Source organism: Peribacillus simplex, from assembly GCF_001578185.1.
Lineage (GTDB): Bacteria > Bacillota > Bacilli > Bacillales > DSM-1321 > Peribacillus > Peribacillus simplex_A.
The window spans coordinates 3,056,671-3,069,575 of record NZ_CP011008.1 but is presented as its reverse complement, the minus strand read 5'-3'; the positions used below and the strand labels follow the sequence as shown (position 1 = coordinate 3,069,575).

Below are 12,905 nucleotides of genomic sequence, written 5' to 3'. Positions count from 1 at the left end.
TCCTTTTAAAGGGTTGAATAAAATGGAAGTGTATGGTTTTTCAAAGCATCAATGACAGCTGGAACATCCAATTCTTCCCGTTTTTTAATTAAAAAAGCACCAATCTTCAATGTTGTCGTTTTCGCAGCGATCCTAGTTTCTTTATCTTCAATGACATTGAGATCGGCAACATGTGATAGGCCAATGGTTCGCCGAATCAGTTCGCAGCCGGCAAAACCGAATGCGTCCCTTTTGAATTTAGCCAGTAAATAAGGTAGATAACCCTTCACATTGCGGAATGGGCTTATATTTTGGGTGTTCCATAGTTCAGTATATGCTTCTTCAAAGGCATTCCAAAATTGATGGAGGTGTGTGAAAATCTCTTCCTTTCCAGCGCCATTACGTGTGACTGCCTGAAAAAGAAGGTTGGCTGTGTATTGACCTAGGTCAAAACCAACTGGGCCATAAAAAGCGAATTCTGCATCAATAACCTTTGTTTCAGTTTCACTTGCAAATATACTTCCTGTATGTAAATCTCCATGAAGCAAGGATTCCTGCTCGGTTTCAAAGCTTTGTTTCAGCTTGGCGACTTCAAGTAACACATCTTGATCATTCCAAATACTTTTGGCGGCATCAGCCAATTCCACCTCGAAATCTCCGGGGAGCTCCTCGAAAAAAGGATCCGTGAAAATGTAGACTTCAGTGATTCTGCAAAGCTCCGGATTCGTGAAGTGCCGGGCCACTTCTTTTTTCGCAGAGGGTTCTAAATGATAATCGGATGTATAAAATGCTGTCTTCGCTACATACTCACCGATATGCTGTGAAAGCAATGGATATGGATCACCATCGATCAATCCTGTTCTAACGATTTTCAAGTGCGATAAATCTTCCATGACTGTGATGGCAAGCTGTTCATCCGAATAATAGACTTGCGGTACGAATTCGGGGCAATAGCTTTTGAAATGAATAAGTGCATTCGCTTCAATGGCAGCCCTTTTCAATGTCAGCGGCCAGCTTTCGCCAATTACCTTGGCATATGGGACAGCCTGTTTGATTATTATTCCTTTATTTGTATCAGTTTCTGTAATATGAAAAACATAATTTAAGTTACCATCTCCGATTTCTTTACAGTTTAAACTGGCATCCGTATTGACCAGCCCAAGTTTTTTTGCAAATGTTATAGCTGTTTCGTTCGTCAATCTTTTAAAATTCGAATGGTTTTGAGTCATTTTTTTCCCTCCAGGTTCAAAATTAAGAATAAAAAAGCCTCTTTCATATAGAAAGAGGCAGAAGTTTTGGCTTCGGACCTCTCATCTCCCAGAAAAATGAATTCTGGTGGAATTAGCACCGTGCTCTGTGGATTTTATAATCCGGCGGTGGATCCGCCCCATTTCACAATGGTATTACAGTCGGTTGCTGGGCTTCATAGGGCCTTTATCCCTCAGCCTGCTCTTGATAAGAGTAAATGTATTCTGAAATTTTAATCTTCGGGAAAATAATATCAACTTTTTAAATAGTTTGTCAATGGGGAAATTAATAAAAGTCCGGCCGGCGATCTTCGAATACAGGTATTTTGTTACGTGCTTCCGTAACTTTAGTGAAGTCCAAGGTGCCTGTCAATAGTTCGTTTTCTTCTCCCGCTTCACTTACGATAACTCCCCATGGATCAATAATCAAGGAATGACCAGCAAATATATTATTGATATCCGAACCTGAACGATTAACGGCTACAACATAGGCTTGGTTCTCGATGGCACGACTAATCAATAAGGCTCTCCAGTGATCGAGTCTCGGCTTAGGCCATTCTGCGGTTACGAATAGAACTTCGGCACCTTGAACAGCATGGGCTCGCTGCCATTCCGGGAAGCGGATGTCATAACAAATGAATCCAGCACATATTTTTTCATCAAGAGTGAATAAACCTTCTTTTTCACCTGGCTGTAGGTAGCGATGTTCATCCATCAATTGAAATAAGTGAAGCTTATCATACTCTTTAATGAGTTTTCCATCCTTATTGATGATGATCATGGTGTTATAGATACCCTTGCCTGTTTTTTTGGCAATGGAACCTCCAATGATGTGAAACTGGTGTTCCTTTGCCTGGGTTTTTAAAAATTCCATCGTTTTCTCTGCCTCTTCATCAGCAATCTCATTTAACCTGGTCAAGTCGTATCCAGTTGTCCAAAGCTCTGGTAAAATGACGATATCGGGTTCTGACCGTGCTGCTTCTTCCAACCATTGTTCCGCAACCTGAAAATTGATATCCGGTTGCCCGAAGGCAATATCCATTTGAATACAGGCTATTTTCCACTTCATCGTTTAAAACCCCCACATGTAAAAAATGCTTTACAAGACTATGATAAACATATATCATTTGTGACTAGAATTTCAAGAAATTTCAGAGAAGGTGTATAAATGTTGCAATTCGAAAAATCCGGAAAGCTTCAGGACCTGCCAAAGCAGTTTTTTGCCTCACTTGTCGCAAAAGTCAATGCGATTACGGCGCAAGGACATGATGTCATTAATTTAGGCCAGGGAAATCCTGATCAACCGACGCCTGAACATATCGTGAAAAGTTTACAGACTGCCGCTGAAAGATCGATTAATCATAAATATTCACCATTCCGGGGACATCAATATTTAAAGGATGCCGCTGCCGTCTTTTATGAACGTGAATATGGAGTCAAGCTGGATCCAAATAGTGAAGTGGCGATTCTCTTTGGAGGAAAGGCAGGTCTTGTCGAACTGCCGCAGTGTTTATTAAATCCAGGTGATACGATCCTGGTTCCTGATCCCGGCTATCCGGATTATCTTTCAGGTGTAGTGTTAGCCCAGGCAAAAACCGAATTCATGCCCTTGACAGAAGAAAGTGGTTTTCTTCCGAATTACAAAGTTATACATAAAGACGTGCTTGATAAAGCCAAAATGATGTTCTTGAACTATCCGAATAATCCCACTGGTGCTTCTGCAACTGAAAGTTTTTTTGATGAAACCGTCTCCCACGCAAGAGAGCATTCAATTTGTGTGGTCCACGATTTCGCTTATGGAGCGATAGGGTTCGACGGAAAAAAACCGACAAGCTTTCTCCAGGCAAAGGGAGCGAAGGATGTAGGAATAGAAATATACACACTATCGAAAACATACAATATGGCAGGGTGGAGAGTTGGCTTCGCAATGGGGAATAAAAGTGTCATAGAGGCTCTTGAACTATTACAAGACCATCTTTATGTGAGTCTCTTCCCGGCGATACAGGAAGCAGCGGCAAGTGCATTGCTTGACTCGCAGAGCTGTGTAGAGGAATTAGTGAAGATGTATGAGGGGCGCAGGAATGTTTTCATTGAGGGATTAAGGGCAATCGGCTGGGAAGTCAAAGCTCCTGAAGCATCGTTTTTTGCCTGGCTCAAGGTACCAAAAGGTTTTACGTCAGAGAGTTTTGCAGACTATTTATTAACGCATGCCCACGTAGCTGTTGCCGCAGGGAATGGATTCGGTGAATTTGGCGAGGGTTACGTAAGGGTAGGGCTTCTGACTTCGGAAGAGCGGTTAAAAGAGGCTGTGGAACGAATTCGCACACTAAACTTGTTTTGACGAAGGATTGAGTATCCAATGTATCCCACCGTTAAATGGTTAAAAACGTATTGACAAAGTATGGATTACCTGTCAGAATACAAAATAAATTCTAAATATTTCGATACTTGTAACTATATATCAGCGTTTTCTTATTTTGAGCAGGTGGAGGGACTAGCCCTATGAAGCCCAGCAACCGACCGTAATTCCATTGTAAAATGGGGCGGAATTCTTCGCCGGATTTTCATGAAATCCACAAGGCACGGTGCTAATTCTTGCAGCCAATGGCTGGGAGATAAGAAGATGGCTTTTTAAAGCCTCTTCTTATATGAAGGGGCTTTTGCCATTTAGAGCAATGCCAGGTTAATGACTTCGAGAGTTTACTAACGTGTAATAGGAGTGATCAGATGAGCGAGATAGTCGCTACTTATTTAATTCATGACTTTAATGGAAATCATGAGAAAAAAGCAGAGAGCATTGCCTTAGGTTTGACTGTGGGGACATGGACGGACCTGCCCCAATTGGTCCAGAAGCAACTGGAAAAGCATAAGGGACGTGTAGTATCCGTAACGCCACTATCTGAAGAAGAGAGGGCAAACGGCTACTTTAATCGTAAAGTGTACCGTTCGCTAATTAAAATTGCCTATCCGGCTGGGAATTTCTCTAATGATTTACCTGCAATCCTTACGACGGTCTTCGGCAAACTTTCATTGGACGGTGAAATAAAACTGATCGACCTGGATTTTGTCGGTGCTATTCAAAAAGCGTTCCCGGGACCGCAATTTGGCATTACAGGCATAAGGGAAAAGATTGAGGTATTTAACAGGCCCCTGGTGATGAGCATCTTTAAAGGTGTATTAGGAAGGGATCTAACCTTCCATAATGAGCAACTGAAGCAACAAGCATTAGGAGGTGTCGACCTAGTTAAAGATGATGAGATTCTCTTTGACCAGGAACAGACTCCATTTTTCGATAGAATAAAAACGGGAAAAAGAATATTGAATGAAGTCTTTGAAACCACTGGCCACCGAACTTTATATGCTGTCAATCTATCAGGGAAAACATTTGATTTATTGGATAAGGCGAAGCAAGCGGCTGAAGCAGGGGCAGATGCTTTATTGTTCAACGTTCATACATATGGTTTGGATGTATTGCAAGCCTTAAGTGAACATGATCATATCAAGCTACCGATCATGGCGCACCCCGCATATAGCGGGGCATTGGCATCTTCATCATTTTATGGGATCGGCTATCCATTATTGCTTGGTAAATTAGTGAGGTTATCAGGAGCGGATTTATCCTTGTTCCCATCACCTTATGGAAATGTCGCACTTGAAAAAAAGGAAACATTAGCGATTGCTGAAGCTCTTACAAAAGATGAATTTTCATGGAAAAAGGCCTTCCCTGTACCTTCTGCAGGCATTCATCCAGGCATGGTTCCCGACCTGATCAAGGATTTTGGGCTGGACAGTGTCATTAATGCCGGAGGTGGAATTCACGGACACCCTGACGGAGCAGAGGGCGGGGCCAAGGCTTTCCGTTCTGCTGTTGAAGCCGTACTCGCAGGAAAGGACCTATCAGAAGCGGCGGCTGAGGAAGAAGGACTAAAAAAAGCTCTTGTTTTATGGGGAGGCTTGTAAGAAATAATGAAACCGATCATCTTTTGCGATTTCGATGGAACGATCACCAACACAGATAATATCATTTCTATCATGAAAAAATTTGCGCCTCCGGAGTGGGAAAAGTTGAAAGACGATGTCCTTCAGCAAAAAATCAGTATATCTTCAGGGGTCGGTGATATGTTTTCCTTGCTTGATAGTGGCTTGAAGGATGACATCATTCAATATGTATGCGAGACGGCCGGCATTCGTCCAGGATTTAATGAATTCGTTGAGTATACGAAAAAAGCCAACATCCCTTTATATATTGTAAGCGGAGGCATGGATTTTTTCATTGCACCTCTTTTAAATGATATCTTGCCAGCAGATTCCGTTTATTGCAACCATGCATTTTTCAATAAGGAAAAAATTTATATTGAGTGGCCCCACGCTTGTGATGACCAATGTAATAATGATTGCGGTTGCTGTAAGCCATCAATTATGAGGGGAATTGCGAGTGCGGGTGATTTTAAGCTCGTTATTGGAGATTCAGTAACGGATTTTGAAGCGGCAAAACAGGCCGATTTTGTCATCGCCCGTGACATGCTGCTTGAGAATTGTGATAGAGAAGGGATTCCTCATCAAGGTTTTGAGACGTTTTATGATGTAATTGATATTTTAAAGCGGCGGGAGGAGGTAAAGGCGTGAACACACATACTGAAGAATGGCTAGAGCTAGCCGATATTAAAGTTGAACTGGCCCAAAGGGATTGGTTTATGGGAACAAGCGGGAACTTGTCCATCCGCGAGCCCAAAAGTCCTTTCTTTTATATTTCGGCAAGCGGTAAGGATAAAAGGAAGCAATCGGATTCGGACTTTTTATTGGTGGATTTAAAAGGAAAACCAGTTGAAGAAACGGAGCTAAGGCCATCGGCCGAAACTTTGCTTCATACCGTTATTTACGGGAAAACCAATGCGAACTGTGTACTCCATGTCCATACAGTTGAAAATAATGTGATATCCGAATTGTACGGAGATGAAGGTCAAGTTTCTTTTCATAATCATGAAATCATAAAAGCGACCGGACGGTGGGATGAAGATTCAGAGCTTCGGATTCCAATAATATATAATCACGCTGACATTCAACAGTTATCCGATAAGTTCAAGCAACATGTCGAAGAAGACTCTGGCGCCGTGCTGATCCGCAATCATGGAATTACGGTTTGGGGTATAAGCGGACTCGAAGCAAAAAGAATACTTGAAGCTTGCGAATTTTTATTTCAATATCAACTGTTGCTTAATCAACAAAAGGCGTTTGCAGGTTCTTTAAGATAAAAGATCCTAGAGGGGGATGAATGATGGCGATGATTAGGTTCCATGAAACAAACGAGGTTATTGAAAACGGTGAACAGGTAAAAGGCTTTTTAGAAACACAAGGGGTTATTTATGAACAATGGGACATTTCGAAATTACCGGCCCATCTTGTGGAAAAATACGATCTGACAGATGCTGACAAAGAGGAAATCCTTTTAACTTTCAAATCTGAGATAGCGGAAATTTCCGAAAGAAGAGGCTATAAAGCTCAAGATATCATCACATTATCCGATGCAAATCCAAACTTGGATCAAATGCTTGAAAACTTTAAGCAGGAACACCACCATGAAGATGATGAAGTGCGTTTCATAGCAGGCGGAACCAGTATTTTTGCCATTGAGGGCAGCGATAAGCAGTGGTTTGATGTACGGCTTAATCCAGGAGATCTTATAAGTGTACCAGAATCCACACGGCATTATTTCACGCTGGCAGAAGATAGAAAAACTGTAGCTGTCCGTATTTTCGTTACAGCGGCAGGATGGGTGCCGATTTACGAAAAAGACGAAGTTCAAGCATGAATCATTGTCGAAAAACCAGCTTACGGGCTGGTTTTTTTATGTGGTTCGGGCAAGTGCTTTTAAAAGATAAGTATGATAAAATTTAACGGAATCGAATTTTACAGGATCATGGGAGCAGATACAAATGAAAACAACCGAAGTTTACATATTAGGAGGATTTCTCGGCAGCGGGAAAACGACGCTTCTGCGAAATATATTAAAACAGGAAAGTGAAGCAAATAGGAAAGTGGCCGTCCTTTTGAATGAGCTCGGCAGTGTATCGGTGGACAGCGGCCTGATTGGTGATGAAGTGCCATTGAAGGAGTTGTTTGACGGGTGCATTTGCTGCACCATTCAGGATAAGCTGGAGGTTCAGCTTCATGAATTGCTAACTGAAAACAACCTGGACGCCGTATATATTGAAACGACGGGCGCAGCCCATCCAGTTGAAGTATTGGATGGCATCATGTCGCCGCTTTTCGCCAAAAGACTGGATTATAAAGGGATTATAACGGTCGTCGATTTACTACGGTGGCGCGATCGAGAAGAACTGTCTCCGCAGCTTCGGCAGTTGCTTGCTGAGCAAATCCACCATGCGGATTTCATATTATTGAATAAAGTGGACCTTGTAAGTGAGATGGAGGCCGCACAGCTGATATATTCGATACAGGCGCTTAACACCGATGCTGTTTGTTTATTGACGGAGTATGCGGACATTTCCTTGATATCGTTGCAGCAGATGCAAAGAAAACGGCAAAATGGCCATCAAAAGCTTGATGTACACGACCATTTGCATTTAACTGCAGTGGTCCACACATTTGAGGGTGCCGTGGCACAAACTGACTTTGAAGATTGGCTTAGGGGCCTTCCGGAAACGGTCTATCGAATGAAAGGATACATTTCCTTTACACATTCACAACTCCCCCATTTATTCCAATACTCATACGGAATGCCGATGTATATGAATGAAATGATGAAAATGCCATTGAATATCGTCATTATCGGTGAAAAGTTGGATAGGGAAATTATCATCGGCCAGTTGAAGGCTTTGGAAGCGAAAGCGGCCCAATAAACGTCTGCCGTCCATTAAAGAGAAACATAAAAGGAGACTTTCTTATCAAGGAGGCGGTAATATTGCCATGGAATAAGAATGATTATCCGATTTCGATGAAAAATCTAGATGAGGATTTAGGGAAAGGGCCATTGAAATCGAGAATGCATTATTGGATGATGGATATGGGGATGGAAAAGTCATTCCAATTGCCATAGACCGCAGCTAAAATGAATGTCGGTGGGAAAAGATTGAAAAAATGGTCAGACCATAAATGGGTCTGACCATTTTCATTGTTGCAATCCAAAGGCGGCAAATGTCTTTTCGTCTTCAATTAATCCGCAAGCAGCACATTGCACCCGAATTTCTGGACCATTATATGCTAGATGGAAAGGCTGAAGCGAATCGTTCGAATATTGTTCAACGATCTCACCGGATTGCGGATCCTTTTTAATGGGGGTTGATACTTGCTTAATGAGATTGAAGCGAGATTTATTTGTCCGGCAATTCGGACAGCGGTATACTTGAGACAAATTACTCACTCCTTTTTTTGAATTTTTTATTGCGTAATCGTAATATTAAGTTAGTCTTTACAAACTTGATTAATAATATGTATAAATTAGTGATGGATGGAAGGGATAATATGAAAGATAATGTCAGGCAAGAAGCGGTACTGGAGGCTTATTTAAGTTTATGGAATAATCGTAAGGTGGCGGATGGAGGTGGAAGGGAAGTATTATCGGAACTCATTCGCCGCGAGCTTTTAGATGAAAATGCACACCCCCGTGCCCGGAAACCAGTGCTGGAAAAGTTTTACCTCTGTATTAAACGCGTGATGGGTTCTGCGCTTTCAGAAGAAATGAAAAACGCGATCGTCATATCCTATGTCACTGAATTGGAAAGGTTATGATTCCGGTTGTGATACGGATGCTTGTTTAGAGAATATTCTTTTCCGCTTCATACTTTTTTCACAAATCATTGTTAAAATTTTAAAAAAATAGATATTTAATGAATAAGGAGCTTAAAATATGAGGTGGGGCATTGGGCTTTTTCTTGCCATCTTACTGCTTACTGGGTGTAATGGCAGTAATACATTTACAAAAATAAATAAAAGTAAATCTTTCTTGGCGACAGTCAATATCAAGGATACCTCCCTGACTTTCATAGATGAAAACTATCATCCATTTGCCAAATGGGATATTTCAGAACCATTTACCGGAGCCCTGCTCCTGGCAGACAAAGATACTATCCTGCTTTATGGAAAGGATATGGAGAAAGTCCAAGTGTACTCTTTATCAGAAGGAAAACTGATAAACAGTTGGGAAATTGGGAAAGGAATCGTCAATATGCAGTTATTACATGATGGAAAAAGCATCGTGGCAGTCAATCAATCGAATCACTCCATTTATTTTTTAAATGATAAAGGAGAGGAACAGGATATAGTCAGTGTCGGTAAAAGCCCATTGACCGTTCTTCAGGGAGTGCAAGCGAATCGCTTGTATGTAATTAATTTTGGGGATACCAAATGTTCAGTGATAAATCTTGAAACGAAAAAGGTTGAATTCGAATTTCCCATACATAGTTCCAGCACTGGCTCATTATTGAGGGAAGAAAAGGATGAAATATGGATCGGAGGACACGGTCATGGAGATCAAGTGGAAGAAGATCTATATATTTATTCGGCAAAAACGGGAGAGTTGAAGAAAAAGTTGAAGGCTCCCACCATGCCGATAAAGTTCCTGGAGAATGCTGAAGGCATTTTTGTCCTTAGTCATGGCACAAGCTCCTTATATAAATTGAATGATCAATATGAGGAAGTGAAAAGCAAGGTGGTCGGCGTCAACCCTTTTGAAATGGCGAACTTTAACGAAGATGTGGTCGTAGCTGGATATGATAGTGATGAAGTGTATGTAGTGGATGCTGGAACAGTCGATGTTAAAAAAACGATCAAAGTCGGCGAAGGTCCATTCCAATTGATGTTGAGGGAGTAGTTGACATGCATGTTTACACCATTTTAGTCGTGGATGATGAAGAGGATATGCGAAATCTAGTTGAAATGTATTTGCTGAACTCAGGTTATCGATGCCTTCAAGCTGCGAATGGAAAAGAAGCCATTAGTATGGTTGAAACACATGAAGTGGATTTAATCCTACTGGATATCATGATGCCAGGTATGGATGGTTTCTCGGTATGTGAAAAGATTCGTGATAATTGGGAGATCCCTGTAATATTTGTCAGTGCGAAAGGTGAAGAGTGGGATATGGTGAAAGGGCTGAAGCTCGGCGGGGACGATTATATCGTCAAACCGTTCAATCCAGGAGAATTGGTCGCTAGGGTCGAAGCGGTATTGCGAAGGACAGGCAAACTATCATTGAAAGAAGAGGATCTAAACCAAGTGCGATTCGGTAAAATTAGCTTAAACTTACAATCCAGAACGGTTTTGGTGGAAGGGACCCCTATCAATTTAACCTTGAAAGAATTCGAGTTGCTCTTATTCCTCATGCGTCATAAAAGTCAGGCACTTAGCCGTGAACAACTGCTTGAAAATGTATGGAGCGGGGAGTATGGGGGGTCTTTACGTACCGTGGATACCCATATCAAAACTTTACGAATGAAATTAAGCGCGGCCGATTACATTCAAACCGTCTGGGGAATCGGGTATAAGATAGAGGAAAAGAAATGATTAATAAATGGAGGTCCCTCTCTTTTAAATTATGGCTTACCATCATCACCGCCATCATCCTGTCCGTGCTGTTCGCTTACTCCCTTTCCCAATATTATTATAAAAATCTTTATGTGGAGAAGCTTAAAACAGATTTAGTCAATGAAGCGTCATTGCTTGGTGAGGATTATACCGGCGGTGAAATCAGTGAAGACTTCAAGCAAAAAGTTGAATGGTTTAACAGTAAGAATGACAGCGAGGTCTTTGTCGTCAGCAATCCCAGGGAATTGAGTGCCTGTCTCCCTTTTGAAATCAATTATGACACCCTCATTTCTGAAGAAGAACGGCAAATGCTTTTAGACGGGAAAGCCGTTGAAAAAGAGGGGTACGAGAAAAGGTTTGAAAAGAACATCGTAGCGGCCATCATACCCCTGATTGACGGAAATCGCCTCGAAGGCATCATCTATACGTATATTCCAGTGGATTCTATTACGGTCTTGCTTAAGGAATTTGCTGCAAAGTGGATGGCAGCGGTTCTTTTATTCTTGATTGTCGCGATTTTTTTTACTACGAAATGGCTGAAAAAGCTAATCAGTCCAATCAAGGACATCGAGACTGCTGCCCATCGAGTCTCAGAGGGCAATTATGACATACAGGTTCAGGTAAGGAGTCATGATGAAATAGGTAAACTGGCAAAAGCCTTTAATGATATGGCTAACTCCATCCATTTGGAAGAAGAAAGAAAAAAAGAGTTTCTTGAAAATGTTGCACATGAGCTTAGAACCCCGCTTAGTTACGTAAGGGGATACACGCAGGCCATTTTGGATGGTGTAGTGAAAAATGATGAAGAGGAGCGTAAATACCTTCAACTCATTTCAAGGGAAGCTCTTAGGCTGCAGCGGCTTGTAGGAGATTTGATGGATTTATCAAAAATGGATAGTGATCCATTCATGTTATTTAAAACCCCGATTGCCTTTGCTCAATTTATTGAAGATGTTCTAGTGATTTATGAACCTATAATAAAAGAAAAGCAATTGGACTTGAAAATCAATCTGGATCCGGACCCGATTATTATTGGGGATGAAGGCAGGATGGAACAAATCTTACATAACATTTTTGACAATGCCATTCAGTATACGGAGCCTGGAGGATCAATCAATATTACCTTGATTCAGCATAAAGAAAATTGCGAACTGGTGGTTACTGACACGGGTAATGGGATTCCTGAAGCGGATCTACCATATGTAATGAATCGCTTTTACCGGGTGAACAAAGCACGCAGCCGTTTTGATGGCGGGTCAGGGCTTGGGCTGTCCATCGTCAAAAAATTGGTGGAATTGCAAAATGGCAATATCGAAATAGAAAGTAAAGAAAAAATAGGAACAAAAGTCAGGGTAGTGCTACCTATAATAGGAGAAGAATTGAATTCATAAAAAGGGGATACGTTCAAAAATGAAAAGAATCATGTTATTTTGCATGGCGTTAATTTTATTGGCTGGATGCGGCAAGGAAGAGGAAATTCCGAAAATGTTGAATGTCGATTTAGCTGTCGATCCAATTCATGGCAAAGTGAATGAGCCTGTGAAGTTTCAGGCAAAAGTTACTTATGGGGATGAAGAAGTGACAGATGCGGATGATGTCAGCTTTGAAATTTGGCTTGCAAATAGCAAAGACCATGAAAAGATTCCTGCAAAACATAAAGAAAACGGAATTTATGAATTGAAAAAGACTTTTGAAGAAGAAGGAACCTATTATGTATATGCCCACGTAACAGCAAGGGATATGCACAACATGCCAAAGGAGAAATTCGTCATAGGCAAACCAAGCCCTCCTGAACAAAATGGTGGAAAAAAGGATATGGACGAGATGAATGATGATGAAATGAAATGATGAATGCAAAATCCAAACCAAAACAATTCGGTGGAATCCGGATTGTTTTTTTATTTGTAAAATCCTCATGGGGGGATAGGGGTGAATGATGAAGTCTAATGTCGAATTTAAAACGAAAAAAATGTAACATAAAAGTAATGAAAGTCATAATAAGTAGCTTGGAAACGATATGTCAACGAAAAGTTATTAGTATTCCATGGAAATGGTTCTATGTAACTACCATTGACAAGGAGTGGCTAGAAAAATGTGGGTATTTATACTACTTGCAGAAACATAGATAGTTAAAGC

At 41.2% G+C, this 12,905-nt stretch carries 15 protein-coding genes and 2 riboswitches; of the genes, 12 read left to right on the top strand and 3 right to left on the bottom strand.

Translation table 11 applies throughout. The annotated features are described in order from the left end of the window. Positions 1–5: 5 nt before the first annotated feature. Together mtnK and UP17_RS14180 are read right to left on the bottom strand one after the other, a co-directional pair. Positions 6–1,208 carry an S-methyl-5-thioribose kinase gene (gene mtnK, locus UP17_RS14185; protein ID WP_061463582.1) on the bottom strand — a complete coding sequence of 401 codons (1,203 nt, stop codon included), beginning with the start codon at positions 1,206–1,208 and terminating at the stop codon, positions 6–8. Between the two features lie 78 nt (positions 1,209–1,286). Then, positions 1,287–1,441, bottom strand: a riboswitch (SAM riboswitch). 71 nt (positions 1,442–1,512) lie between these two features. Beyond that, a complete protein-coding gene (locus tag UP17_RS14180; protein ID WP_061463581.1) occupies positions 1,513–2,295 on the bottom strand; it encodes a carbon-nitrogen family hydrolase in 783 nt (260 codons plus the stop codon). Between the two features lie 99 nt (positions 2,296–2,394). On the opposite strand from UP17_RS14180, the gene UP17_RS14175 reads away from it, so the two are divergent. From UP17_RS14175 to UP17_RS29295, 7 genes are all read left to right on the top strand, one after another. Then, on the top strand, positions 2,395–3,567 hold the full coding sequence (locus tag UP17_RS14175) for a pyridoxal phosphate-dependent aminotransferase (RefSeq protein WP_061463580.1): 1,173 nt from the start codon (positions 2,395–2,397) through the stop codon (positions 3,565–3,567). 128 nt (positions 3,568–3,695) lie between these two features. After that, positions 3,696–3,848, top strand: a riboswitch (SAM riboswitch). Positions 3,849–3,953: 105 nt separating this feature from the next. Further along, a complete protein-coding gene (gene mtnW, locus UP17_RS14170; RefSeq protein ID WP_061463579.1) occupies positions 3,954–5,186 on the top strand; it encodes a 2,3-diketo-5-methylthiopentyl-1-phosphate enolase in 1,233 nt (410 codons plus the stop codon). Positions 5,187–5,192: 6 nt separating this feature from the next. After that, a complete protein-coding gene (locus tag UP17_RS14165; protein WP_061463578.1) occupies positions 5,193–5,852 on the top strand; it encodes a 2-hydroxy-3-keto-5-methylthiopentenyl-1-phosphate phosphatase in 660 nt (219 codons plus the stop codon). Further along, the gene (locus UP17_RS14160) at positions 5,849–6,478 is read left to right on the top strand and encodes a methylthioribulose 1-phosphate dehydratase (protein ID WP_061463577.1); all 630 of its coding nucleotides are present in this window, start codon (positions 5,849–5,851) and stop codon (positions 6,476–6,478) included. Before UP17_RS14165 ends, UP17_RS14160 begins: the two co-directional genes overlap by 4 nt. A 23-nt stretch (positions 6,479–6,501) precedes the next feature. Further along, positions 6,502–7,035, top strand: a complete 534-nt coding sequence (locus UP17_RS14155; RefSeq protein WP_061463576.1) for a cupin domain-containing protein — start codon at positions 6,502–6,504, stop codon at positions 7,033–7,035. A 124-nt stretch (positions 7,036–7,159) separates the two neighbouring features. Further along, entirely contained in the window at positions 7,160–8,086 is a 927-nt protein-coding gene (locus tag UP17_RS14150; protein WP_061463575.1) for a CobW family GTP-binding protein, read from the top strand. Between the two features lie 62 nt (positions 8,087–8,148). Beyond that, entirely contained in the window at positions 8,149–8,283 is a 135-nt protein-coding gene (locus UP17_RS29295) for a hypothetical protein (RefSeq protein ID WP_284149531.1), read from the top strand. 72 nt (positions 8,284–8,355) lie between these two features. Here UP17_RS29295 and UP17_RS14145 read toward each other — a convergent pair whose 3' ends face one another. Beyond that, a complete protein-coding gene (locus UP17_RS14145; protein WP_061463574.1) occupies positions 8,356–8,598 on the bottom strand; it encodes a hypothetical protein in 243 nt (80 codons plus the stop codon). Between the two features lie 110 nt (positions 8,599–8,708). Between UP17_RS14145 and UP17_RS14140 the strand changes: the two genes are divergently transcribed. The 5 genes from UP17_RS14140 to UP17_RS14120 all read left to right on the top strand — a co-directional run bounded on the left by UP17_RS14140 (position 8,709) and on the right by UP17_RS14120 (position 12,617). Further along, positions 8,709–8,975 (top strand): hypothetical protein, encoded by a 267-nt coding sequence (locus UP17_RS14140; protein WP_061463573.1) that lies wholly within the window; start codon positions 8,709–8,711, stop codon positions 8,973–8,975. Between the two features lie 118 nt (positions 8,976–9,093). Further along, the gene (locus UP17_RS14135) at positions 9,094–10,056 is read left to right on the top strand and encodes a YncE family protein (protein WP_061463572.1); all 963 of its coding nucleotides are present in this window, start codon (positions 9,094–9,096) and stop codon (positions 10,054–10,056) included. A gap of 5 nt (positions 10,057–10,061) precedes the next feature. After that, complete coding sequence (locus tag UP17_RS14130) at positions 10,062–10,748, top strand: response regulator transcription factor (protein ID WP_061463571.1); 687 nt, start codon at positions 10,062–10,064, stop codon at positions 10,746–10,748. After that, positions 10,745–12,160 carry a sensor histidine kinase gene (locus tag UP17_RS14125; protein WP_061463570.1) on the top strand — a complete coding sequence of 472 codons (1,416 nt, stop codon included), beginning with the start codon at positions 10,745–10,747 and terminating at the stop codon, positions 12,158–12,160. The genes UP17_RS14130 and UP17_RS14125 overlap by 4 nt, the downstream gene beginning before the upstream one ends. 19 nt (positions 12,161–12,179) lie before the next feature. Further along, on the top strand, positions 12,180–12,617 hold the full coding sequence (locus UP17_RS14120) for a FixH family protein (protein WP_061463569.1): 438 nt from the start codon (positions 12,180–12,182) through the stop codon (positions 12,615–12,617). Positions 12,618–12,905 lie beyond the last annotated feature (288 nt).